The organism is Luteimonas cucumeris (assembly GCF_007830035.1).
GTDB classification, from domain to species: domain Bacteria; phylum Pseudomonadota; class Gammaproteobacteria; order Xanthomonadales; family Xanthomonadaceae; genus Luteimonas_C; species Luteimonas_C cucumeris.
The window spans coordinates 53,523-75,973 of the sequence record NZ_VLKN01000008.1 but is presented as its reverse complement, the minus strand read 5'-3'; the positions used below and the strand labels follow the sequence as shown (position 1 = coordinate 75,973).

The following is a 22,451-nucleotide window of genomic DNA, read 5'->3' as shown; positions in this document are numbered from 1 at the left end:
CTTCTGTCCCATGTTGCAGCGCAACGGATTTCCCTACGGGATTCAATAGCTTGAAGCAAAAACAGCGCTACTTGCCGACGAAATTTGACAGCGTTGTCAGCGCGCCTGTACAAGAAGGGCGGCCTCGATACCCGACGGCCGATATCAAGGCCCTGGGGAGGGACCGCGTGCGCACGGATCGTCCTTCGCATCGTTTCATGCGGATCATCGCGCCAACCTCGCGCTTCGTCGGCGGCCGGCTGCCGCTCCCGCAACCTCGCCTGACATCCACGGATCGCCACCCAACTGCGGAGCCGGCATCGCCTGCCGACGCCTGCGGCGCCATTCCCGGCATCGACTCGCCGAACGACTAAGAACATGACGACATACCAAACCCGCTGGTCGCAATTCGGTGTGCTGATCACCGTATTTTTCTTCTGGGGCTTCGTCGCCGCGAGCAACGACATCCTGATCCCGGTATTCAAGAAGGCGTTCGACCTGACCCAGGCGCAAAGCCAGCTGGTGTCGGTCGCGTTCTACGTGGCCTATACGGTCGGCTCGCTGATCTACGTCGCGGTGTCGAAGTCGATCGGCATGGACCTGCTCAACAGGATCGGCTACAAGAACGGCATCTGCCTGGGCCTGGTCATTTCCGCCGTCGGCACATTGCTGTTCTATCCGGCCGCCAACGCCGGATCGTTCACGCTGATGATCTCCGGGCTGTTCGTGGTCGGGCTGGGGTTCTCGCTGCAGCAGATCGCGGCCAATCCGCTGGCGATCGTGATGGGCGATCCCAGGACCGGTTCGCAACGCCTGACCATGGCCGGCGGCATCAACAATTTCGGCACCACCATCGGTCCGCTGCTGGTCAGCATCGCGATATTCGGCAGCGTCGCGGCCGGCGGCACCGAGGCCAGCATCGAGAGCGTCAAGACGCCCTACCTGATGCTCGGACTGGCGTTCGTGCTGGTGGCGCTGTTCCTCAAGTTCTCGTCCGTCCCCAACCACATCGACCTGGAAAGCGTCACCGAGAGCGAAGCGCAGGACACCGACAAGCTGATCCACAAGAAGTCGGCGCTGGCCTATCCGCAGCTGGTGCTGGGCATGCTGGCGATCTTCGTCTACGTCGGCGTGGAGGTATCGACGATCAGCAACCTGCCGGCCTATCTCGAGGAAAGCCATGGCGTGCCTGCCTCCTCGGTGGCTCCGTTCGTCTCGTTGTACTGGGCCAGCCTGATGATCGGACGCTGGACCGGCGCGGCCGGTGCCTTCAACGTCGGCGCGGGCATGAAGCGCCTGCTGATGCTGATCCTGCCGTACCTGGCCTTCGGCGTATTCCTGGCGGTCAACGCCATCGCCCGCCATGACGTCTCGCAGTTCTTCGGCTACGCCTTCGTGATCGTGCTGATGATCCTGGCGACCCTGGCCAGCCGCGGCAATCCGGCGCGCATGCTGCTGTACTTCGCGCTGTGCGGCATCGCCGCGTTGCTGATCGGCATGGCCACGACCGGCCGGACTGCAGCGGTGGCGTTCATCAGCGTCGGCCTGTTCTGCAGCACGATGTGGCCGTGCATCTTCGCGCTGGCGATCACCGGGCTGGGCAGGAACACCAACCAGGGCAGCAGCCTGCTGATCATGATGATCATGGGCGGCGGCATCGTCAGCTGGATCCAGGGCGCGGTCGCCGACCGCATCGGCATCCAGATGAGCTTCATCGTCGGCGTGGTGTGCTTCGCCTACCTGGCGTTCTATGCGCTGCGCACGACCCACGTATTGAAGTCGCAGGGCATCGACCTGGACAAGCTCAGCATCGACGGCAAGCACTGAACGATCGCGTCGCGGTCGTAGAGGTTGCCTTGCTTATGAAGCCGTCATCCCCGCGAAGGCGGGACAAGCGCGAGGCGCGCAGAACGTCCGAAGGACGGCCCCGAAGGGGTGAGCGAAGCGAATAATCCAGCGACTTGCTTTGGCGCACAACTGCGAGAGCTTCCGCCCGCTACGCGTGCGGGTCACTTTCTCTTTCCAGAGCCAAAGAGAAAGTAACCAAAGAGAAGGGCTCCTCCCCGATCAGAGCTAACGTTTCGGTTGGTAGCCCTCGGAGATTTTCCGACTCGCCATCCATGGCTCGGTCGGAGAACGGCGCACATCCTGTGCGCCGCCCTCCGGGTCTTCAAGCTTCCTGGTTCGCCCGCGGTTGAAACCCCCGGGTTGGCCGCGACGCCCGCGCGTTGCGGCCGACTATGCCGGCACGGCGCCCGGCGCGTAGCGACGGATGTAGTCCATGTGCGGCGGCAGCTGGGCGACGATGCGGTCGACGCTGCCGCGGATGTCGGCGAGGAACCGAGCCAGTTCGGTCTCGCTCATCGTCTCGGCGGCTGGATGGTGCCGCCGCGGTTCGATGCCCTGTCCCATCATCACCTGGATCCAGGAGTTCTCGGCGAACAGTTCGCCGGCGGCATGGAACACCGTGCCGGTTTCGCGGAACAGGTCGATGCGGCGCTGCAATGTCGCCGGCAGCGTCATGTTCGCCAGGTATTCCCAGTACGAGGAGTCGCGGCGCTCGGTGGCGTGGTAATGCAGCACCACGAAGTCGCGCACATGCTGCAGCTCGTCGGCCATCTGCGTGTTGTATTCGTCTATGCCGGCCTGGCTGACGACGTGCGGGAACGACTGCATGAGGCGGGTGATGCCGCGCTGGATCAGATGGATCGTGGTCGATTCCAGCGGCTCGATGAAGCTGCCGGCGAGACCCAAGGCAACGCAGTTGCGGTGCCAGCACTGCAGGCGCCGCCCGGGGCGGAAGCGCACCGGCCAGGGGCTCTTGATGACCTCGCCTTCGACGCTGCCCAGCAGCACCTGCCGCGCCTCGTCGTCACCGACATGGCGGCTGGAATAGACGATCCCGTTGCCGACGCGGTGCTGCAGCGCGATGCGCCACTGCCAGCCCCATTTCTCGGCGATCGCGCGGGTGTAAGGCACAGCATCGCGCACCGCGCTGGTCTGGACGGCGATGGCGCGATCGTTGGGCAGCCACTGCGACCAGTCCTCGAAGCCGACTCCCAGGGCCTGCTCGATCAGCAGCGCGCGAAAACCGGTGCAGTCGATGAACAGGTCGCCCTCGATCACTTCGCCCCGCTCCAGCCGCAGCGCGCGGATGAAGCCCGAGCCCGGATCGGTCAGCACCTCGGCGATCTTGCCTTCGATGCGCCGACAGCCGTTGCGCTCGCTCATCCCGCGCAGGAAGCGCGCATACAGGCTGGCATCGAGGTGGTAGGCGTAGTTCATCCGGTAGTGCTTCAGGTGCGCGAACCGGTCCTGCAACGCGGCCTGCAGTTCGACGCAGTAGTCGTCGTAGCTGCCCGCCAGGCCGAGCTCGCGACCCCTGCGCCAGAAATGCTGGAATCCGGCACTCCAGTGATCCTTGCCGGTGCTGCCGAACGAATGGATGTAGCGGTGCTGTTCGCTGCGCCAGTTCTCGAAGGAAATGCCGAGCTTGATCGTGCCCTGCGCCGCGGCCATGAACTCGCGCTCGTCGATGTCCAGCAGTCGATGGAACGTCGTCAAGGTAGGGATCGTTGCCTCGCCGACGCCGACGGTACCGATCTCCTCCGACTCGACCAGGCTGATCTCCAGCGTTTCGCCGAACAGCCTGGATACCGCCGCGGCCGCCATCCAGCCGGCGGTGCCGCCGCCGGCGATCACCACGCGCCGGACCGGCTTCGGCGATTCTGCATCCCTGTCGGCATCGTTCTGCATGGAGTTTTCTCAGCGGTTGAGGCGTTGCAGCAGGCGCGCGCGCAGCTCGCGCATGCGCGTTTCGTCGATCGGCGCCAGCATGCCGCGCGCCGCCTCCGGGATATGCGCGGCCGTGTGTGCGTCGGCGTCGAACACGTAATGGCGGAATACCTCGCGCCAGATCTCGCGCTGTTCCGGCGGCAGGTCGCGCACGCTCATGATCGCCAGCATCAGCGCGTTCATCGGTGTGTCCATCCACGCCGGCGACTGCCGCCACCAGTAGTTGACCAGCACGTTGAACGGATCCAGCGCTTCGATGTGGTGCCACCACATGCTCGGGATCAGCACCGCGTCACCGGGCCCCAGTTCGGCGACCTGCGCATGGCGCAAGGCCTCGGCGAACTTCGGGTAGCACGCGAAATCGGGCGCGGCAAAATCAACCAGGCTGACCGGCTGCCCGGCGGGCGTGTACTCCAGCGGACCGATATAAAGGTTCTGCAATTGTTCTGGCGGGAACACGGTGAAGCGACGGCGACCGGCGACCACACAGGCGATGTTGTCCGGAAAATCCTGGTGTGCGGGAACACGGGTGCGGTTGCCGATCCAGATGCTGGCCAACGGTTGCAGCGCGCCGAAACCAAGGTCGTTGTGTTCGCGGAAGCCGGGCAGCCAGGTGTCGATGGTGGTCGAGCCGACGTAGATCGTTGGCGGCGCCGGATCCGCGACGTGTTGCAGCAGGCGGTCGAGCACCATCGGCAGCGGCGCTTTCTCCTGGTGGAAATCGAAGCCCAGCAGGTCGTCGCGATAGGACACCCGTCCGCTTGCCTGCGGCGGCGCCACGCTGACGGTCACCGCGGTATCGCGCGCGAAGCCCTTCAGATAGGCGACCGCGTCCTGCGCCGATGTGTTGGCGACCCGGACCATCGGCCACTGCGCGGCCAAGCCGCGCAGCACGCACGGACGGGTCGACCGCAGCAGCGCCTCGGGCAGGGCCGCCGCGTCGATGCCGTCGACTTCGGCGATGGCCTCAGCGACCAGCGACACGACAGTTCATCCGTTCGATCAGCCCGCGCAGCTGCGACATCGAAGCCAGCGCCATGTACATCGCCTCCAGATAGCCGGCCTGCGACAACGCCTGCAATGCCGCGCCGTCGAGCTGGCGCACGCGCTGCTCGTGGATCGTGTGGAAGCCGGACAGGCGGATATGCGACTGGTCGTCCAGCGTGATGTCGAGCATGAATGGTTCCAGCAACTGGTGATGCAGCAGCGCCGCGATGAAGGCGGCGTTGTCGTGCAAGCCATCGTGCAGCGTGCGCAGCACCGAGGCGATCCGATCCAGCAGCGGCGCAGTGCCGCCGTGCTGCAGGAAAAGCGGCTCACCCGTGGCGGCCTCGCCACGCCTGACCCGCGGGTGGTCCAGGTCGACGTGGATCATCGGTTCGTCGTCGGCGATGCCGATCAGGAATGGCAGGCGCTCGATCGCCAGCGGCAGGTAGTGCGCGTCCCAACGCTCGCCTTGCAAGAACAGGTTTTCGCCTTGACGCAGGCCGAGCAGCGCCAGCGGCTGCAAACCGCCGTCCGCGGTCGGCTGGAAAACGATCGGGTAATGGGCCTGCAGGTCGCGGAACTCTCGGAAGAAAGTCGGCACCGACATCGTATCGTCGCCGTAGGCCGCGCCGCGGGCGGTGATCACGCGCAGGTCGTGGTGGTCGATGTTGTTGAGCAGGACAGGATGCGACATCGGGTTCCAGGGTTCGTGTCCGGGATCGCCAGGCGAAGGACGAACACCGTGGCACAGCATTCGAAATTCCCGGCCGCACACGGACCCGCAATGGAGAAGGCCGCTGGAAACCAGCGGCCCGCCATCGCCGCCGTGCGTGCAGCACGGCGGCAGGGTACTACGGTTGCCGCGGTCAGAACTTGTAGCGCACGCCGGCCATGTAGCGCGGCCCCAGCTGATCGTAGCTGTACAGCTGGCGCGAGTTGCGGCCGTGGGTGCGCGTGGTTTCGTCGGTCACGTTGATGCCTTCCAGCGACACCACGAAGTTGTCGGTGATCGCATAGCTGACGTTGACGTCCAGCTGCCCATACGCCTCCACGTAGATCGGGTTCGGACCCTTGCCGTCGCCCAGCGCGCTGAGGAACTCGTCGCGCCAGTTGTAGGCGGTGCGCACCTGCCACGGTCCCTTTTCGTAGAACGCCACGACGTTCGCGGAATCGCTGAGGCCGGTCATCGCGAACTGCGTGCCGAGCCGGCCGTTGTCATAGGTCAGACCGGAATCGACGATGGTGTAGTTCGCCGCCAGGCCGAAGCCGCTTTCGCCGAACACGTGCTGGATATTGAGCTCCCAGCCGTCGAGTTTGTCGGCGCGGTTGTTGACCGGCTGGTCGATGTTGAATTCCAGCAGCGGATCGCCGGGCAGGCCGCTGATCGTGCCGGTGGCCATGCCGTTGGCGTCGGTACCGGTCATGTCCACACCGGGCTGGCCGTCATAAGTTGTGAGGATGTAGTCACGGATGCAGGGACGGTCGGTGCTGGCGCAGCCGCCGGCGCCGATCGCCTCGTTCCAGTAGGCGCCGCCGGCAGGTGTGTGCAGATCCGGGAAAGGCGTCTGCCGATCGACCTGCCGGGCGATGAAGTTGTCGATCTTCTTGTGGAAGTAGCCCACCGACAGGTAGCTCGACTCGCCGTAGTACCACTCGTAGGACAGGTCGAAGTTGCGCGATTCCAGCGGCAACAGGGCCGGATTGCCGGCACCGCCGCCACCGCCGTCGAAGCGTGCCTGGCCGCCGACGCCCAGCGCCGGGTTGAGGTCGCCCCAGTTCGGCCGGCCGATGGTCTCGCCATAGCTGGCGCGCAGCTTCATGTCGTCGGTCAGGTGGAAGGCGAGGTCCAGGTTCGGCAGCCAGTACTTGTAGTCGCCCTTCAGGTCGCGGAACTCGGAACCGGAGTAGCGAATGATGAATTCGTTGGCCGAGACCCAGTCGATGCTGGCCGGCGCCGGCTGCAGCGCCGAGGCGTTGACCTTGGTGCGCTCGTAACGCACGCCCACGGCGACGTCGACCGGCAGCTTCCAGTCGAAGCTGTTGCTCCACTGCACGTAGAAGCTGCGCGATTCCTCGCGGACGCGACTGTCGCCGGCGGTACGGTTGGCGGTGCTGCCGGGCACCGCGGTGCCGCTGTAATCGGTCGAGGCGTAGTAGTCCTCGCGGATGCCGCGGCCGCTGTTGACCCAGGCATCCTCGGCCAGCTGCCGCACCGTGTCGAAGTTGAAGGCGAAGAACGCATCGGTGAAACGCGGATCGCCGCTGCCGTCGAAGTAGCTACCCATGTGCTGCAGCGGCCACACCGAATCCGGGTAGTCGTCCGCGCTGGTGGCGCCGCCCCAGGTATCCAGTTGCACGTTGGTGAATGCCGAGCGGTTCTCGTAGTCGGTCGTGGCCACGCCGAAGTCCAGCTTGGAATAGTTCTCGAACTGGAACTGGCCGCCGGCCTGCAGCTGGTCGATCTCGGCTTCCTGGAAATCGTTGCGGAACACCGAGCCGGTCACCAGCATCTGCGCCGGATCGATCGCGGTCACGCCCGCGGGCAGCAGCATCGTCAACACCGGGAAGTCGCCGCTGAAATCGATGATGTTGCCGGCGCGGAAGAATCCGGCGCTGGCCAGCGTGCTGCTGGTGCCGTAGGGGCTGTCCGGTTCGGAAACCGCTTCGGAATGGTGGTAGTCCAGATCGAAGCGGAGGCTGTCGTTGACCTGCCAGTCGACGTTGAAGCCGATCGAGTCGAGGTTGCGCTTGACCGCCGACTTGCCGGCGCCGTTGGCGAAGTCCGAATTGCCGCCGTAGCGCTCGTCGTAGATCAGTGGCGAGGAGCCGGAACCGGGAGTCCAGGAACTGACGCCCGGGGTGAAGTTGAGCCACACCGACATGTCGTTGCGCAACTGCTCGACCCGGTTTTCAGAGTAGGTGTAGTCGAGCGTGGCGGTGACGTCGTCGGTCGGTGCCCACTGCAGCGCGAGCTGGCCGTTGATGCGTTCGCGCCGGACCGCGTTGATGCTGTAGCCGAGGCTTTGCGGCATCGAATAGACGTCGTTCGGACCAGGGCGATTGGTGATGTTTTCCGAACCCGGCTGGCCGGGCAGCGGCAGCGCCGAACCGCCGCCCTCGCCGTTGGGTTGCGGCGTGTCGATGAAGGTACGCCAGCCATTGCCGGGGGCGACGAAGGCCGACGACGAACCGGAATCGCGCTTCTGGTAGCTGGCGCTCAGCGCCACGCCGAAGCGGCCGTCGGCGTAGGTGTTGCTGAATATCCCGGACATTTCCGGGGTGACCGTATCGCCGCGCAGGTGGCTGGGCAGGTCGTCGTCCGATGTATCCCAGATGCCCTTGATGGCGGCGTTGGCCTGCAGGCCTGGGTTGTCGAGCGGACGCGCGGTCTTGATGTTGATGGTGGCGCCGAGGCCGCCAGTCGGCGTGCTGGCACGGCTGGTCTTGTAGACCTCGACCGCGGAGATCGATTCTGCGGCCAGGTCACCGAATTCGAAGGCGCGCCCGCCGGTGGTGGTCGGCATCTGCCGGCTGTTGAGCAGCACCAGGTTGAAGTCCGGGCCGACGCCGCGCACGGTTACGCGCGAACCTTCGCCGTTGCTGCGGTCGATCGACACGCCACTGATGCGCTGCAGCGCCTCGGCCAGGTTGGTGTCGGGGAACTTGCCGATGTCCTCGGCGACGATGCCGTCGACGACGCCCTGCGAGTCGCGCTTGAGGTTCATCGACGAGGTGAGGCTGCCGCGGATGCCGGTCACCACCACGGTGTCGAGCGTCTGCGCATCCGGTTTGGCTGCGGTGGCGGTGCCAGCCTGTCCGTCCTGGTTCTCATCGACCACCTGTGCCGCGGCCGGCGCGGAAAGCGCCAGCAGCAGCGCGGAAGTCAAAAGCCGTTTCCTGGGCACGGCATGCAACTGCTTCATGGATCTTCCCTCCCCGGGATCTCACGAAATCGCGATGTGTTTTCTTGTTGGCGGACGCGGGCAACACGTCGTGCGATCGCATTGGATGTTAGATTGACAGCGTTGTCAAATTGCACCGCAACACTGCCTGTCAAGCCGGAAAGCGACGACGATCCGCTGGAAAAAAAAATGCTGCATTGCAGCGAATTTCTGTGTTGTCACCAGCGCTGCGGAGTAATGCCGCACCTGACACGGCGGCCGTGCACCGCCATCGGCACGCACGGCGAAACGGCGATGACAAATCAGCAAAGGAGTTCCGGTGAAAAACGCATCACGCACGGCCTGGGCAGTCGCCCTGTTCCTCGGCATGTCCTTTCAGGTGCTCGCGCAACCGGCGCCCGTTGCCGGTCGCAGCCTGTCAATCGAAGGCATGGAGATGTATTTCGAGGACTCCGGAAAGGGCGAGCCGCTCGTGCTGCTGCACGGTTTTGGTGGTTGCGGCCGCGATTGGCGGGCGTTCTCCGGAGCGCTCCTCGCATTTTCCGGGTGATCGTGCCGGACCTGCGTGGCCATGGCCGGTCCACCAACCCCCTAGGCGCGTTCACTCATCGCCAGGCCGCGGCGGATGTATCCGCCCTGCTCGAACGGCTCGGCATCACCCGCTTCAAGGCGATCGGCATCAGCAGCGGCGGAATGACCCTGCTGCACATGGCGACCCGCGAGCCGTCGCAAATCGAGGCCATGGTGCTGGTGGGCGCCGCGCACCATTTCCCGAGCAGGCGCGCCGGATCACGCGGGCCGCGGCCGAGCACGGCCCCAGGCCCGGAGACATGACCTACTACCGGCAATGCGCCAGCCGCGGCGATGCGCAGGCCGGGGAACTGGCCAGGCAGTTCGCCGGCTTCAGCCGCAGCTACGACGATGTGAACTTCGACGCCGCGCTGTTGGCAACGATTCGGGCACGCACGCTGATCGTGCATGGCGATCGCGACGAATTCTTTCCGGTCGGCATCCCCGTGGAGATGTACGCTGCGATTCCGGGCTCGGCACTGTGGATAGTGCCGCAGGGTTCGCATGTGCCGATTTTCGACGCCAATGCGAAGCAGTTCCTGGAAGCAGCGCAGCGGTTTCTGCAGGAGCCGGCCGCATCACGGTGAGACTGGTTTCGCCGCAACGACAAGGGCCAAACACATCGATCACGTCGTGGGCGCCGGCCCGGTCGAGCGCCGCAGCTGCAGCGTATAAGGGACGTCGACGATGCTGCCGCTGCTGCGCTCACGGATTTCCCGCAGCAGCTCGATGCCGGCCAGCCGGCCCATTTCGCGCGTGTCCTGCCGCACCGTGGTCAACGCCGGATATATCTGGTGGGCGATCGGCGTGTCGTCGAAGCCGCACACCGAAATGTCCCTGGGCACCGACAGCCCGCGTTCGCAGATCGCGCAGATCGCACCTGCGGCCATGTCGTCGTTGGCGGCGAAGATCGCCGTCGGCCGCTGCTTGAGGTCCAGCAGCGCATTGGTCGCCGCGTAGCCGGACGCATACGAGAACTCGCCGTCCACGACCAGCGTGCGGTCGTAGCGCAGGCCGGCGCGCTTGAGCGCCTCGCGATATCCGGCCAGGCGCCAGTTGCTGGCGCCGTGCGCGGGATGACCCTTGATGTGCGCGATCCTGCGGTGCCCGAGCGACACCAGGTGCGCCATCATCGCGCACACTGCGCCCTGCTCGTCGACGATCACGCCAATACGACGATTGGCTTCCTTCGCCGAGACGCTGGCGTAAGGAATGTCGAGTTCGTCCAACCGCTTGAGCACGCCGGCATCGTCGGTGATCGGCGGGGTCAGCACCACGCCGTCGAGCTGCGACTGCACGATCAGCGATTCGACCTGGGCGACGATGTTCTTCGCGTCGTAGACCAGTGGTGCCAGCATCAGGTTGTAGTGCTGCGCCTGGCAGGCATCGAGCACGCCGAGCTCAACTTCCATCAAGTAGTTGCTCGACGGATTGTCGAACAGCATCGCGACCAGGTACGACTTGCGCCCGGCCAGCACGCGTGCCGACGGCAGCGGCCGGTAATTGAGCTTTTCCACGGCGGCTTCGACCTGTTGCCGGGTACGTTCGGATACGTTCGGCTCGTTGTTGAGCACGCGCGATACCGTCTTCATCGAAACGCCTGCGGCCTCTGCGACGTCCTCAATGCGCACACGCATGGTCATCTGTCCACCTGCCTGGAAGCAGGCGATTCTGCCTGATGGGCCCCGACCTTCATATCTTCCGCTCCCTGGTTCCGATCGATGCTGTTGTGTGGCGCGTCGCTTCCGCCCAAGGTCGCCGTCTTCGCGCCATTGCGGCACACGTATCGCTTTGCCTCGTCTTTGCCGCTTTGCAACAAGCATTGTCGACAACGGCGAGGTATTCTGCGCCTGGTTGACAACGCTGTCATCCGCAACGGAGCCTGGTCGCGGATCGATCACAACTCAGGGAAAAGACCCAAATGAAATCCAGCACGCGATTCGCGCTTTCGCCGCGCTCCAGCATGCGCTGGGGCTTGCTCAGCATCGCCCTGCTCGCTGCCGGCGCCTGCGACCGGAGTCCGGAACCGGCCACCACTGCCGGCAAACCGCCGGTGCGGTCGACCACGATCGACCCGGCCAACTGGCCACAACCGCAATGGCCTTTCGCCGAAGACGCCGCGCTGGAACAACGCATCGATGCACTGCTCGCAACGATGACCGTGGAAGAAAAAGTCGGGCAGATCGTGCAGGGCGACATCAGCGACGTCACGCCCGATGACGTGCGCAAGTACCGGCTCGGCTCGATCCTCGCCGGCGGCGGTTCCGATCCGGGCAAGAAGTACAACGCCACGCCGCAGGCATGGCTGGATTTGGCCGACGCGTTCTGGGAGGCATCGATGGACACCCGCGGCGGCGGCAAGGCGATCCCGGTGATCTTCGGTATCGATGCCGTGCACGGACAGAGCAACATCGTCGGCGCGACGCTGTTTCCGCACAACATCGGCCTCGGCGCGACGCGCAATCCGGAATTGATGCGCCGCATCGGTGAGGTCACCGCCGCGGAGACGCGCACCACCGGCATGGAGTGGACGTTCGCGCCGACCGTCACCGTGCCGCAGGACGACCGCTGGGGCCGCAGCTACGAAGGCTATTCCGAGAACCCGGAAGTGGTCGCCAGCTTCGCCGGGTTGATGGTCGAGGGCCTGCAGGGCAAGGCCGGCACGCCTGAATTCCTCGACGACCGGCACGTGATGGCGTCGGTCAAGCATTTCCTCGGCGACGGTGGCACCCGCGACGGCAAGGACCAGGGCGATACCCAGGTCAGCGAAGAGGTGCTGCGCGACGTGCACGCCGCCGGCTACGTGCCGGCGATCGCTGCCGGTGCGCAGACAGTGATGGCGTCGTACAACAGCATCAACGGCGAGAAGATGCACGGCCACCGCGTTCTGCTGACCGACGTACTGAAGGGCCGGATGAATTTCGGTGGCTTCATCGTCGGCGACTGGAACGGCCATGGCCAGGTTCGCGGCTGCAGCAACACCGACTGCCCGGCCACGTTCATTGCCGGCCTCGACATGGCGATGGCACCGGACAGCTGGCGTGGCCTGTACGAAAGCACGGTCGCGCACGTGAAGTCCGGCAAGATCCCGATGGAACGCCTCGACGACGCGGCGCGGCGCATCCTGCGAACCAAGTTCCGCATGGGCCTGTTCGACAAGCCCAGGCCTTCCGAGCGCGCGCTCGGCGGCAAGTTCGAACTGCTCGGCGCGCCGGATCATCGTGCGGTCGCGCGCCAGGCGGTACGCGAATCGCTGGTGCTGCTGAAGAACCAGGGCGGCGTGCTGCCGCTGGATCCGAAGGTGAAACTGCTGGTTGCCGGCGCCGGCGCCGACAACGTCGGCCAGCAGGCCGGCGGCTGGACGCTGACCTGGCAGGGCGACGGCACCACGCGCGCCGATTTCCCCAATGCCGATTCGATCTGGGATGGCCTCAAGGCGCAGGTCGAAGCCGCTGACGGCCGCGCCGAATTCGCTGTCGACGGCAAGTACGCGAGCAAGCCCGATGTCGCGATCGTCGTGTTCGGCGAGGAGCCCTACGCCGAATTCCAGGGCGACCTCGCCAACCTGATGTACAAGTCCGGCAAGAGCGGCGACCTGGAACTGATCAAGCGTCTCAAGGCCGATGGCATTCCGGTGGTGACCGTGTTCCTCAGCGGCCGCCCGCTGTGGGTCAACCGCGAGATCAACGCGTCCGATGCCTTCGTCGCCGCCTGGTTGCCCGGTTCGGAAGGCGCCGGCATCGCCGATGTGCTGCTGCGCAACGCCGCCGGCGAAGTCCAGCACGACTTCAAGGGCAAGCTGAGCTTCTCCTGGCCGCGCCGCGCCGACCAGTACGCCAACAACGTCGGGCAGAAGAACTACGACCCGCTGTTCGCTTTTGGCCATGGCCTGCGTTACGCCGACAAGGGCGATCTTGCCGTCTTGCCGGAGGATCCGGGTATCGATCCGAACGCATCGCGCAGCAACACGTTCTTCGACCGCGGCGTCGCCAGCACCGGCCTGCACCTGCAGCTGGTCGGCGGCGATGGCGTGGCGATCGACGTCGTGCACCCGCAAGCGGCCACCGCCGATGGCGCGCTGGCGATGAACGCGATCGACCACAAGGTGCAGGAAGGCGCGCGTCGCTTCGCCTGGTCCGGCGATGCGACGGCGCAACTGCGTTCCAACGCACCGATCGACCTGGTCAGGGAAACCAACGGCGACGTCTACCTGGTGGCGACCCTGCGTGTCGATGCGCTGCCGGCAGACGGCCAGGCGGCGCTGGTGGTGGGCTGCGGTGAGAAGTGCCGCGCGCAGTTGCCGATCGGCGAAGCGTTGGCGGCGCTGCCGCACGGCGAATGGACGCGGCTCGGCATCCAGCTCAAATGCCTGCGCGTGGCCGGCGCCGATACCGGCAAGCTCGATGTACCGTTCGCGATCCGTGCCGGCGCGGGACTCGAACTAGCGCTGGCGCAGATGGCCGCCTCCACCGATTTCCAGCACAAGGTGGATTGTCCGATCCGCTAGGAGCTGCGGACAACTCTCAAAGCTCGTTATTCAAGCTCGTCATTCTGGCGAAAGCCGGAATCCAGTGTTTCGAGACATTGCAAGGCACTGGATCCCGGCTTTCGCCGGGATGACGGCTTGTTAGGATTCCCCTGGACATGCAACGCAGCGGACCATGCGATGCACGGTCCGCTGCCATCCACGCCGCTAGACTTCGGGGTTCCTGACCACCGCCAAGGAATCCCCCATGATCGAACTTCATTATTGGCCCACTCCGAACGGCCACAAGATCACGCTGTTCCTCGAAGAAGCCGGCCTGGACTACAACGTCACGCCGGTCGACATCGGCAAGGGCGACCAGTTCAAGCCGGAATTCCTGGCGATCTCTCCCAACAACAAGATGCCGGCGATCGTCGACCGCGATCCCGCCGATGGCGGCGCGCCGATCAGCGTGTTCGAATCCGGCGCGATCCTGCTGTACCTGGCCAACAAGACCGGCCGCTTCTTCGCCGACGATCTTCGCGGCAAGATCGAGATCAACCAGTGGCTGCACTGGCAGATGGCCGGGCTCGGCCCGATGACCGGGCAGTACGGCCACTTCCACGTCTACGCGCCGGAATCGATCCCGTACGCGAAGGAGCGTTACGCGCGCGAGGTGCAACGCCTGCTCGGCGTGCTCGACAGGCGCCTGGCCGGGCGCGAATTCATCGCCGGCGACGGCTACAGCATCGTCGACATGGCCTGCCATCCGTGGATCAACGCCTATGACAAGGCACCGCTGGACATGACGCCGTTCCCGCAGGTGCAGCGCTGGCATGCCGCGATCGCCGCGCGTCCGGCGGTGCAGCGCGCGTATGCGCTGGGTGCGAAGGTCAATCCGAATGCGGGCAAGCCGCTGGGCGAGGAGGAACGCAGGCTGCTGTTCGGGCAGGGCGCCAAGTAGTTGTTTAACGCCTCGTAGCGGAGCTTGCTCCGCTCTAGGCAACAGAAACATCAGGCTCGCTGCGCTCTCGCCACGCCCAGCCCCGCTCTGCGCCCCTGCCCGCACTTATGTGCGGGCGCTCAGCTGCACGCGCGGCATGCCGCCCAAGCCATGCGGCATCGCCTCGTGAAACGGGAGAGGACTTCGATCGATCAGGGCTTGGGCATCGTCAGTTCGTACTGCGCCGGCGGCTCGGCGCCGAGCAGGTGGCGCACGAAGTAGTCCCAGCGGCGCCGCGTCATGTACAGCGAGTCCTCGCCGTAGCCGTGGCGCGCGTTCGGGAAGATCAGCAGGTCGAAGTCCTTGTTGGCCTTGATCAGCGCATCGACCACCAGCCAGGTCTGATACGGCGGTACGTTGTCGTCCATGTTGCCGTGCGCGAGCAGCAGCTTGCCCTTCAGGCCCTCGGCGTAATTCTGGTTCGCGTGCGCCTCGTAGTTGTCCTTGCCGTCCTTGCCCTTGACCAGCAGGCCCTGCCACTTCTCGGCCCAGTCGTCCTCGTAGTTGCGGTTGTCGTGGTTGCCGCTCTCGGCGATGCCGACCTTGAAGAAGTCCGGATACTTGAACATCGCCGTCGCGGTGGCATTGCCGCCGCCGGAATGGCCCCAGATGCCGGCCCGTTCCAGGTCGATCCACGGATGGCGCTTGGCCAGCGCCTTCATGCCGGCGACCTGGTCGGGCAGCGTGTTGTCGATGATGTTGGCGTAGTAGCCGTCGTGGAAGGCCTTGGAACGGTACGGCGTGCCCATGCCGTCCATTGCCACCACGATGAAGCCCAGTTCGGCCAGCGCCTGGTTGTCGCCGTGCGCGGCCGCGAAGCTGCGGGTACGGATCGAACCGACCTGCGGGCCCGGATAGACGTAGTTGATGATCGGGTACTTCTTCGACGGATCGAAGTTGGACGGCTTGAACATCATGCCGTAGATGTCGGTCTTGCCGTCGCGGCCCTTGACCGTGAACTTCTCCGGCGCGACCCAGCCGGCCGCCTTCAGCCGGCTGATGTCGGCGCGCGCGATTTCCCTGACCACCTTGCCGTCGGCGCTGTCGCGCAGCACCGTGACCGGCGGTTCGGTCGTGGTCGAGTACGTATCGACGAAATGCCCGCCTTCCGGCGACAGCGTGATCTTGTGGTCGGCGTCTTCCGGCGTCAGCAGGGTCAGCCCCTCGCCGTCGAAACCGACCTTGTACAGATGCTTGTAGTACGGATCGCGGCCGGCTTCGCGGCCGGTGCCGAGGAACCAGATCGTGCCGGTCTTCTCGTCGACGCGGACCACGTCGGCGACGTTCCACTCGCCTTCGGTGATCGCGTGCTTGAGCTTGCCGGTGGCCAGGTCGTACAGGTAGAGATGGCCCCAGTTGCTGCGCTGGCTCCACCACAGCACCGCATTGCTGTCGGGCAGGTAGCGCCAGTTGATCGCGTTGATGCCGCTCTCGAACCAGGTCTTCACCTTCTCGTCGAACACCTCGCGCACCGCGCCGGTTTCAGGATCGGCGACGCGCAGCCAGGTGTGCTTGTGGTCGCGCGAGGTCGAGGCGAACGCCAGCGTCTTGCCGTCCGGCGCCCACTGCACGTCTTCCCAGCCGCCGAAGCAGCTGATGTCGTCGCACTGGGTGGAACGATGCTGGTCCGGCGGCATCTTCAGGCGCACCAGCTGGCGCGTCGGCACGTCGATGATGACACGCTCGATCATGGTCACGTCCTTGTCGCCGACCAGCGGATATTTCCAGGTGTCGACCTTGGGATGGCCGACATTGGTGCTGACCAGCGTCATTTCGCCGGTCTTGCGCTGGTCCTGCTGGAAAGTGGCGATCTTCGTCGAATCCGGCGACCAGACCAGGATGGCCTCGTCGGTATGCTTCCAGCCGGCGTTGTCGGTGGCGTAGCCGTAATCCTTGACGCCGTCGGTGGTCAGCTGCGTTTCCTTGCCACTGGCGACATCGCGCAGCCACAGGTTCCAGTCGCGGATGAAGGCTTCACTTTTCTTGTCAGGCGACAGCACGCCCGGCTCGCTGCCCGCGGCGTCCTTGTCGGATTTCTTCGCGTCCTTAGCGACGCAGCTGCCCCGGCCGTCGAGGTCGCACAGATAGTGCTTCCTGCCGACGGTGAAGTCATGGCGGCCGTCGGCGGCGATCTCGAAACCGGTCACGCCCAGCTTCTCGGCCTTGACCGGCTTGTCGGTGGCCTTGGACAGCGCCTTGGCCAGCCTGGCCTGGTCGAAGGCCGGTGCGGTCTTGCCGCTGGCCACGTCCAGTCGCAGGTAGCGGTCGCCCTTGGCGTCGTGGTCGCGATACCAGAGCTGGCCCTCGTCGATCCAGGTCACCGGATCGATGGCGTGGTCGACGAGCATGCCGGTGTGGTAACCGAGCTGGCGTTCGGCGCGCGCGTAATCGTCCTTCGTCAGCGTCTGGGTCTGCGCGAACGCGGTCGTGGTCAGCAGGCTCAACGCCAGCGCAGCCAGCAGGCGTGTCCTGCCCATCGTCATCGAAACCATGCCTTCCCCTTCGAGCGAGTCAGTACCGGCAGCGACGGCCGCCGGCGCAAGGACCCGCATGCTAACCCGGGCTTCCGGAGCCCGCCCCCTGCCGAATGTACCGGTCGCCGGCGGGCCGCGATAGCGCGCTGGCTATACTTCGTGGCGATGATGGATGGAGTTCCCGTGCCGCAGATCCAGCCGCTGGCAATACGCGCCTACACCGCCACCACCGCACTCGGCCGCGGCCTCGACGCCCAGGTGCATGCCCTGCGCGGACGCCGCAGCGGACTGCGCCGCAACGATTTCGGCGATGCGCCGCTGGACACCTGGATCGGCCGCGTCGAAGGACTGGAAGACGCCGTACTGCCGGATGCTCTCGCGCCCTGGGAATGCCGCAACAACCGGCTGGCCTGGCTGGCCCTGCAGCAGGACGGCCTGCCGGACGCGATCGAACACATGAAGCGGCGCCATGGCGACACCCGCATCGCCATCGTGTTGGGCACGTCGACTTCCAGTATCGGCGCCACCGAGGAAGCCTACGCGCGGCTGGATGACGCTGGCGGCTTCCCGGCCGACCTGGCGCGGCCGCAGGTGCACACGCCGCATTCGCTGGGCGGCTTCATGCAGCACGCGCTGCAGCTGCGCGGCCCCTGCGTCACCGTGGCCACGGCCTGCTCGTCCAGCGCCAAGGTGTTCGCGCAGGCCTCGCGCCTGATCGATGCCGGCTTCGCCGACGCCGCGCTGGTCGGTGGCGTCGACACCCTGTGCGGCAGCGTGCTGTTCGGCTTCAACTCGCTGGAACTGGTCGCGGCCGATCCCTGCCGTCCGTTCGACGCTGCACGCTGCGGGCTGTCATTGGGCGAAGCCGGCGGCTACGCCCTGCTGGAACGCGCCGATGGCGACGAACCGGGCCTGCGCCTGTGCGGCTATGGCGAATCCAGCGATGCACACCACATGTCCGCGCCGCATCCCGAGGGCTTGGGCGCGCGCCTGGCGATGCGCGATGCGCTGCTGCGTGCCGGCATCGACGCGACCGACGTCGGCTATCTCAACCTGCACGGCACTGCGACGCCGGCCAACGATGCGATCGAGGCACGCGCCGTGGCGTCGCTGTTCCCGGACACGCTGCACGCCAGCTCCACCAAGGGCTGGACCGGGCACACATTGGGCGCGGCCGGCATCGTCGAATCGGTGTTCGCGCTGCTGGCGCTGGAGCACGGCGAGCTGCCCGGCATCCTCAACAGCGACACGCCGGACCCGGACAACGGCCCGCAGATCCGTTTCGACAACGCGACACGCGACATCCGCCATGCGATGAACAACTCGTTCGGTTTTGGCGGCAACAACTGCTCGCTGGTGTTTGGGCGGGCATGATGACGAACGTTTCGCTTTTCGCATTTGATCTTGGACGGCAAAAGACGTCGCGTGTAACTCACCCAGACCCGAAGGGCGGCGGCCATGGATGGCCGCCGTTTTCCGACCGAGCCATGGATGGCGAGTCGGAAAATCTACGAGGACTACCAACAGAAACGTTGGCTCTGATCGGGGAAGACCCTTTTCTTTGGTTACTTTCTTTTGGGTCAGCAAAAGAAAGTGACCCGCACGCGCAGCGGGCGGAAGCTTTTATCGCAAAGAGACCGGAACAGGCTCCGTTGCCTCGACTCTTGAGCCGTCATCCCCGCGTCCTTCGACAGGCTCAGGATGAACGAGGCGGGGATCCAGCGACTTTGCTCCCGCTCCTGAAAGTTGCGACGCATTTGCCGACCTTTCAGGTCGGGTTTCCGCCTGCTGTCGCAGTCGGGTCACTTTCTCTTGAAGGACCAAGAGAAAGTAACCAAAGAGAAGGCCCTTCCCCGACAAATCAATCCGGCAAGTGCGGTAGTGGCTCGCGATTTTCCGTGTCGGCATCCTGCCTCCATCGGAAAACGGCGGCCATCCATGGCCGCCGCCCTTCGGATCTGGGTAGCAGCGTGGCAGAAAAGCAACAACAACATAAGCAACAACAACTGCAAGCATGACCATGCTCACCGCCACCATCGAAGGCATCGGCTTCTGGAGCAATGGCTTGCCGTCGTGGCAGGCCGCGTGCGATTTCGTGCGGGGCGGCACCGTGGTCGAAGGTGCGCCGGCGCGTCCGTCGCCGCAGTTGCTGCCACCCAACGAACGCCGCCGCGCACCGGATACCGTGGCCGTCGCGCTGGAAGTGGCGCTCGCCGCGTGCCGGGACGCGGATCGCGATCCGCAGGCGCTGCCTTCGGTGTTCGCCTCCACCCACGGCGAACTGGGCATCACCGATTACATGGCCGCCACGCTGGCCGATGATCCGCGTGCGATCTCGCCGATCCGCTTCCACAATTCCGTGCACAACGCCGCCGCCGGTTACTGGACGATCGGCGCCGGTTGCCGCGCGCCGGCCACCGCGATCTCGGCGCTCGACGCCAGCTTCGCGCAGGGACTGCTGGAGGCGCTGGTCCAGCTCGCGGCCGGCAGCGAAGCGGTGCTGCTGGTCGGCTACGACAGCGCGTCTTCGGGGCCACTGGCCGCGATGTGGCGCAGCACCGGCCTGCTCGGTGGTGCACTGGTGCTGTCGCGGAGATCGTTTCCTGGCGCGTTGCGCGTGCAGGCGACGCTGGCCGATGGCGAAGCGGTTCCCGGTTCAGGACCACTGGCGCGTCTGGCCGGCGGCAATGCGATGGCGCCGATGCTGTCGCTGTTCGATGCGCTCGCCATCGACGCCCCGCAGACAGCCGATTCGGTAATACTCAAGGCCGGACCCGGGCGCGTGTTGCGGGTGGAGCTGATCGATGCTTGATCGCGAGCACATCGCCGTGGTGATCCCCGCGCTGAACGAAGCGCTGCGGATCCGCGAGGTGGTGCAGGGCGCGCTGGCGCAGTGCCCGCACGTGATCCTGGTCGACGACGGTTCCGAGGACGGCACCGTCGAGCGCGTCGCCGACCTGCCGATCACCGTGCTGCGCCATGCACGACGCATGGGCAAGGGCGCGTCGCTGCGCGACGGCTTCCGCGAAGCGCTGCGCCAGGGCCATGCCGGCGTATTGACCATGGACGGCGACGGCCAGCACGCGGCCGCGGACCTGCCGCGCCTGCTCGATGCCGCCAATCGCCATCCCGGTTGCATCGTGATCGGCGCGCGCCTGCGCAAGCGTTCGCAGCAGCCGACGTACCGCCGCCTGGCCAACGAATTCGGCGACTGGGGCGTGGCCTGGGGCACCGGCTACCAGATCGCCGACAGCCAGAGCGGCCAGCGCTTCTATCCGGCCGCGGTCGCCGCACTGCACGACGTGCCGGGCGAGGACTTCGTGTTCGAGGCGCAGATCCTGATGTCCGCGGCGCAACGACTCGGCACGCGCTGCGTGTCGGTGCCGATCGAGTCGCGCTACAAGAGCGTGCATTGCCACGAGCAGTTCCGCGCCAGCCATTTCCGTCCGGTGCGCGACTTCACCCGCATCACCTGGCACATCGTGGCGCAGTGCCTGAAACGCGGCGGCCTGCCGGCGATGTATCGCCGCATCCGCGCCAACCCGCCGGTGATCGACGACCCCAGCGGCGAGTTCGGCACGGTCTTCGCGCCGCTGCCGGTGCAGCAGGCACGCCGCGCATGAAGCACCCCACCGGGGTCGTGATCCTCGGTGGCGGCCTGGCCGGGCTCAGTCTTGCGATCCAGCTGCGGCAGCGCGATGCCTCGCTGCCGGTGACCGTGATCGAACGCCGCGCCCATCCGGTGCGCGAGGCCGCGTTCAAGGTTGGCGAATCGACCGTGGAAATTGGCGCGCATTACTTCGCCAACGTGCTGGGCTTTCGCGAGCACCTCGAAGCGCGGCAGATCCGCAAGTACGGTCTGCGCTACTTCTTCACCGACCGGCAGCACGACATCGACCGCTGCACCGAGCTGGGCGTCAGCCAGCTGCTGCCGACGCCATCGTGGCAGCTCGACCGCGGCCGCTTCGAGAACTTCCTCGGCGAGCAGGCACGCTCGCTCGGGGTGTCGTTCCACGACGAGGCGGTGGTACGCGGCATCGAGTTCGGCGACGGCGAGGACGAACACCGCGTCGCCTTCGAGCAGTGCGGCCTGGCGCACGAGGTCACCGCGCGCTGGGTAGTTGATGCGTCCGGGCGCGCCGGACTGGTCAAGCGCAAGCTCGGCCTGGCGCAAGGCAACGAACACGATGCCAATGCGGTGTGGTGGCGCGTCGACGGCATCGTCGATTTCTCGTCGTGGTCGGACGACCCGGCCTGGCACGCGGCGTTCGCGCCAGCCGAGCGCTGGCGTTCGACCAACCATATGTGCGGACCGGGCTACTGGTTCTGGCTGATTCCCTTGGCCTCCGGCGCGCATTCGCTGGGCATCGTCTGCGACGCGAAGATGCATCCGCTGGACACGATGAACACGCATGACAAGGCGATGGCCTGGCTGTGCAGGCACCAGCCGCGCGTGTTCGAATCGATCGACAAACCGGAACATGCGCTGCAGGACTTCCTGTTCCTGCGCCACTTCTCGTACGGCTGCAAGCAGGTGTTCTCCGGCGACCGCTGGGCGCTGACCGGAGAGGCCGGCTTGTTCCTCGATCCGTTCTACTCGCCGGGCAGCGACTTCATCGCGATCAGCAATACCTACGTCTGCGACCTGATCGCCAAGGATCGCGCCGGGGTGCCGTTCGCGCCCTACGCGGAGATCTACCAGCAGCTGTACTTCTCGTTCTACGAGAGCACGCTGACGCTGTATCAGGATCAGTACCCGATATTCGGCGATCCGCAGGTGATGCCACTGAAGGTACTGTGGGACTACGCCTATTACTGGGCGCTGCTGGCGCCGCTGTTCTTCGGCAGGCGGCAGACCGAGCTGAGCCTGCTCAATCGCCTCAGGCCGGCGTTCTCCCGCGGGCGCGAGCTCAATCTTGCGATGCAGGCGCTGCTGCGCGACTGGGGCACACGCAATACCGGGCCGGTCGCAAGCAGCCTGCGCGTCCTCGACCAGCACCAGCTCGACTGGTGCCGCGAGATGAACCGTGCGTTGACCGACGAACTCGACGACGACGCCTTCCATGCGCGCACGCAACGCTACGTCGCGTGGATGGCGCAACTGGCCGGCGACCTGCTGACCCACGCGCGCGCCGTGCATGCGGACATCGACGACCACGGCCTCGACATGCTGCTGTCCGCACGCGACGATGCGGGACCGGTGTTGCCGGCGCACTGGTACAACGTCGCTGCCGGTACGCCCATCGAAGCCGCCGTTCCCGCCTGAGCCTCGCCGG

17 protein-coding genes are annotated in these 22,451 nt (G+C 65.8%); 11 read left to right on the top strand and 6 right to left on the bottom strand.

Features of this window, described 5'->3' with window-relative positions:
• Positions 1-50 precede the first annotated feature (50 nt).
• Entirely contained in the window at positions 51-353 is a 303-nt protein-coding gene (locus tag IP90_RS15010) for a hypothetical protein (protein WP_144900474.1), read from the top strand.
• Between the two features lie 4 nt (positions 354-357).
• On the top strand, positions 358-1,806 hold the full coding sequence (locus tag IP90_RS15005) for an MFS transporter (RefSeq protein WP_144900473.1): 1,449 nt from the start codon (positions 358-360) through the stop codon (positions 1,804-1,806).
• A 411-nt stretch (positions 1,807-2,217) separates the two neighbouring features.
• Here the strand turns inward: IP90_RS15005 and IP90_RS15000 are convergent, their stop codons facing one another.
• The 4 genes from IP90_RS15000 to IP90_RS14985 all read right to left on the bottom strand — a co-directional run bounded on the left by IP90_RS15000 (position 2,218) and on the right by IP90_RS14985 (position 8,684).
• The gene (locus IP90_RS15000; protein ID WP_144900472.1) at positions 2,218-3,735 is read right to left on the bottom strand and encodes a tryptophan halogenase family protein; all 1,518 of its coding nucleotides are present in this window, start codon (positions 3,733-3,735) and stop codon (positions 2,218-2,220) included.
• 9 nt (positions 3,736-3,744) lie between these two features.
• Positions 3,745-4,752, bottom strand: coding sequence for a cupin-like domain-containing protein (locus IP90_RS14995; protein ID WP_144900496.1), 1,008 nt, complete (start codon positions 4,750-4,752; stop codon positions 3,745-3,747).
• Positions 4,742-5,455 (bottom strand): SapC family protein, encoded by a 714-nt coding sequence (locus tag IP90_RS14990; protein WP_144900471.1) that lies wholly within the window; start codon positions 5,453-5,455, stop codon positions 4,742-4,744. The genes IP90_RS14995 and IP90_RS14990 overlap by 11 nt, the downstream gene beginning before the upstream one ends.
• Before the next feature lie 172 nt (positions 5,456-5,627).
• Complete coding sequence (locus IP90_RS14985) at positions 5,628-8,684, bottom strand: TonB-dependent receptor (RefSeq protein WP_144900470.1); 3,057 nt, start codon at positions 8,682-8,684, stop codon at positions 5,628-5,630.
• A gap of 298 nt (positions 8,685-8,982) precedes the next feature.
• Here IP90_RS14985 and IP90_RS16690 point away from each other — a divergent pair, with 298 nt between their 5' ends.
• From IP90_RS16690 to IP90_RS14975, 3 genes are read left to right on the top strand one after another with little or no spacing between them, the layout of a single operon-like run.
• On the top strand, positions 8,983-9,213 hold the full coding sequence (locus IP90_RS16690) for an alpha/beta fold hydrolase (RefSeq protein ID WP_158635372.1): 231 nt from the start codon (positions 8,983-8,985) through the stop codon (positions 9,211-9,213).
• Positions 9,210-9,497 carry an alpha/beta fold hydrolase gene (locus tag IP90_RS16685; protein ID WP_158635371.1) on the top strand — a complete coding sequence of 96 codons (288 nt, stop codon included), beginning with the start codon at positions 9,210-9,212 and terminating at the stop codon, positions 9,495-9,497. The genes IP90_RS16690 and IP90_RS16685 overlap by 4 nt, the downstream gene beginning before the upstream one ends.
• Complete coding sequence (locus IP90_RS14975; protein WP_144900468.1) at positions 9,494-9,820, top strand: alpha/beta fold hydrolase; 327 nt, start codon at positions 9,494-9,496, stop codon at positions 9,818-9,820. The genes IP90_RS16685 and IP90_RS14975 overlap by 4 nt, the downstream gene beginning before the upstream one ends.
• Positions 9,821-9,859: 39 nt before the next feature.
• On the opposite strand, the gene IP90_RS14970 is transcribed toward IP90_RS14975, so the two are convergent.
• Complete coding sequence (locus tag IP90_RS14970; protein ID WP_425477129.1) at positions 9,860-10,825, bottom strand: LacI family DNA-binding transcriptional regulator; 966 nt, start codon at positions 10,823-10,825, stop codon at positions 9,860-9,862.
• Positions 10,826-11,154: 329 nt separating this feature from the next.
• Here IP90_RS14970 and IP90_RS14965 point away from each other — a divergent pair, with 329 nt between their 5' ends.
• Positions 11,155-13,740, top strand: a complete 2,586-nt coding sequence (locus tag IP90_RS14965; RefSeq protein ID WP_144900466.1) for a glycoside hydrolase family 3 protein — start codon at positions 11,155-11,157, stop codon at positions 13,738-13,740.
• Between the two features lie 226 nt (positions 13,741-13,966).
• Entirely contained in the window at positions 13,967-14,662 is a 696-nt protein-coding gene (locus IP90_RS14960) for a glutathione S-transferase N-terminal domain-containing protein (protein ID WP_144900465.1), read from the top strand.
• 191 nt (positions 14,663-14,853) lie between these two features.
• On the opposite strand, the gene IP90_RS14955 is transcribed toward IP90_RS14960, so the two are convergent.
• Complete coding sequence (locus IP90_RS14955) at positions 14,854-17,193, bottom strand: S9 family peptidase (RefSeq protein WP_144900464.1); 2,340 nt, start codon at positions 17,191-17,193, stop codon at positions 14,854-14,856.
• Between the two features lie 174 nt (positions 17,194-17,367).
• On the opposite strand from IP90_RS14955, the gene IP90_RS14950 reads away from it, so the two are divergent.
• The 4 genes from IP90_RS14950 (at position 17,368) to IP90_RS14935 (ending at position 22,441) form a co-directional block, all read left to right on the top strand.
• Positions 17,368-18,549, top strand: coding sequence for a beta-ketoacyl-[acyl-carrier-protein] synthase family protein (locus tag IP90_RS14950; RefSeq protein WP_199753506.1), 1,182 nt, complete (start codon positions 17,368-17,370; stop codon positions 18,547-18,549).
• Positions 18,550-19,195: 646 nt separating this feature from the next.
• A complete protein-coding gene (locus tag IP90_RS14945) occupies positions 19,196-19,987 on the top strand; it encodes a beta-ketoacyl synthase chain length factor (protein WP_144900494.1) in 792 nt (263 codons plus the stop codon).
• Positions 19,980-20,798 carry a glycosyltransferase family 2 protein gene (locus IP90_RS14940; protein WP_144900463.1) on the top strand — a complete coding sequence of 273 codons (819 nt, stop codon included), beginning with the start codon at positions 19,980-19,982 and terminating at the stop codon, positions 20,796-20,798. Before IP90_RS14945 ends, IP90_RS14940 begins: the two co-directional genes overlap by 8 nt.
• A complete protein-coding gene (locus tag IP90_RS14935; protein WP_144900462.1) occupies positions 20,795-22,441 on the top strand; it encodes an NAD(P)/FAD-dependent oxidoreductase in 1,647 nt (548 codons plus the stop codon). The genes IP90_RS14940 and IP90_RS14935 overlap by 4 nt, the downstream gene beginning before the upstream one ends.
• The last annotated feature ends 10 nt before the right edge of the window (positions 22,442-22,451 follow it).

What these genes read in the sequence shown, in the direction of transcription:
- IP90_RS15005 (WP_144900473.1), top strand. Translation starts at nt 358, where the DNA reads ATGACGACATACCAAACCCGCTGGTCGCAATTCGGTGTGCTGATCACC.
- IP90_RS15000 (WP_144900472.1), bottom strand. Translation starts at nt 3,735, where the DNA reads ATGCAGAACGATGCCGACAGGGATGCAGAATCGCCGAAGCCGGTCCGG.
- IP90_RS14990 (WP_144900471.1), bottom strand. Translation starts at nt 5,455, where the DNA reads ATGTCGCATCCTGTCCTGCTCAACAACATCGACCACCACGACCTGCGC.
- IP90_RS14985 (WP_144900470.1), bottom strand. Translation starts at nt 8,684, where the DNA reads ATGAAGCAGTTGCATGCCGTGCCCAGGAAACGGCTTTTGACTTCCGCG.
- IP90_RS14975 (WP_144900468.1), top strand. Translation starts at nt 9,494, where the DNA reads ATGACCTACTACCGGCAATGCGCCAGCCGCGGCGATGCGCAGGCCGGG.
- IP90_RS14970 (WP_425477129.1), bottom strand. Translation starts at nt 10,825, where the DNA reads ATGAAGACGGTATCGCGCGTGCTCAACAACGAGCCGAACGTATCCGAA.
- IP90_RS14965 (WP_144900466.1), top strand. Translation starts at nt 11,155, where the DNA reads ATGAAATCCAGCACGCGATTCGCGCTTTCGCCGCGCTCCAGCATGCGC.
- IP90_RS14960 (WP_144900465.1), top strand. Translation starts at nt 13,967, where the DNA reads ATGATCGAACTTCATTATTGGCCCACTCCGAACGGCCACAAGATCACG.
- IP90_RS14955 (WP_144900464.1), bottom strand. Translation starts at nt 17,193, where the DNA reads ATGGTTTCGATGACGATGGGCAGGACACGCCTGCTGGCTGCGCTGGCG.
- IP90_RS14945 (WP_144900494.1), top strand. Translation starts at nt 19,196, where the DNA reads ATGCTCACCGCCACCATCGAAGGCATCGGCTTCTGGAGCAATGGCTTG.
- IP90_RS14940 (WP_144900463.1), top strand. Translation starts at nt 19,980, where the DNA reads ATGCTTGATCGCGAGCACATCGCCGTGGTGATCCCCGCGCTGAACGAA.
- IP90_RS14935 (WP_144900462.1), top strand. Translation starts at nt 20,795, where the DNA reads ATGAAGCACCCCACCGGGGTCGTGATCCTCGGTGGCGGCCTGGCCGGG.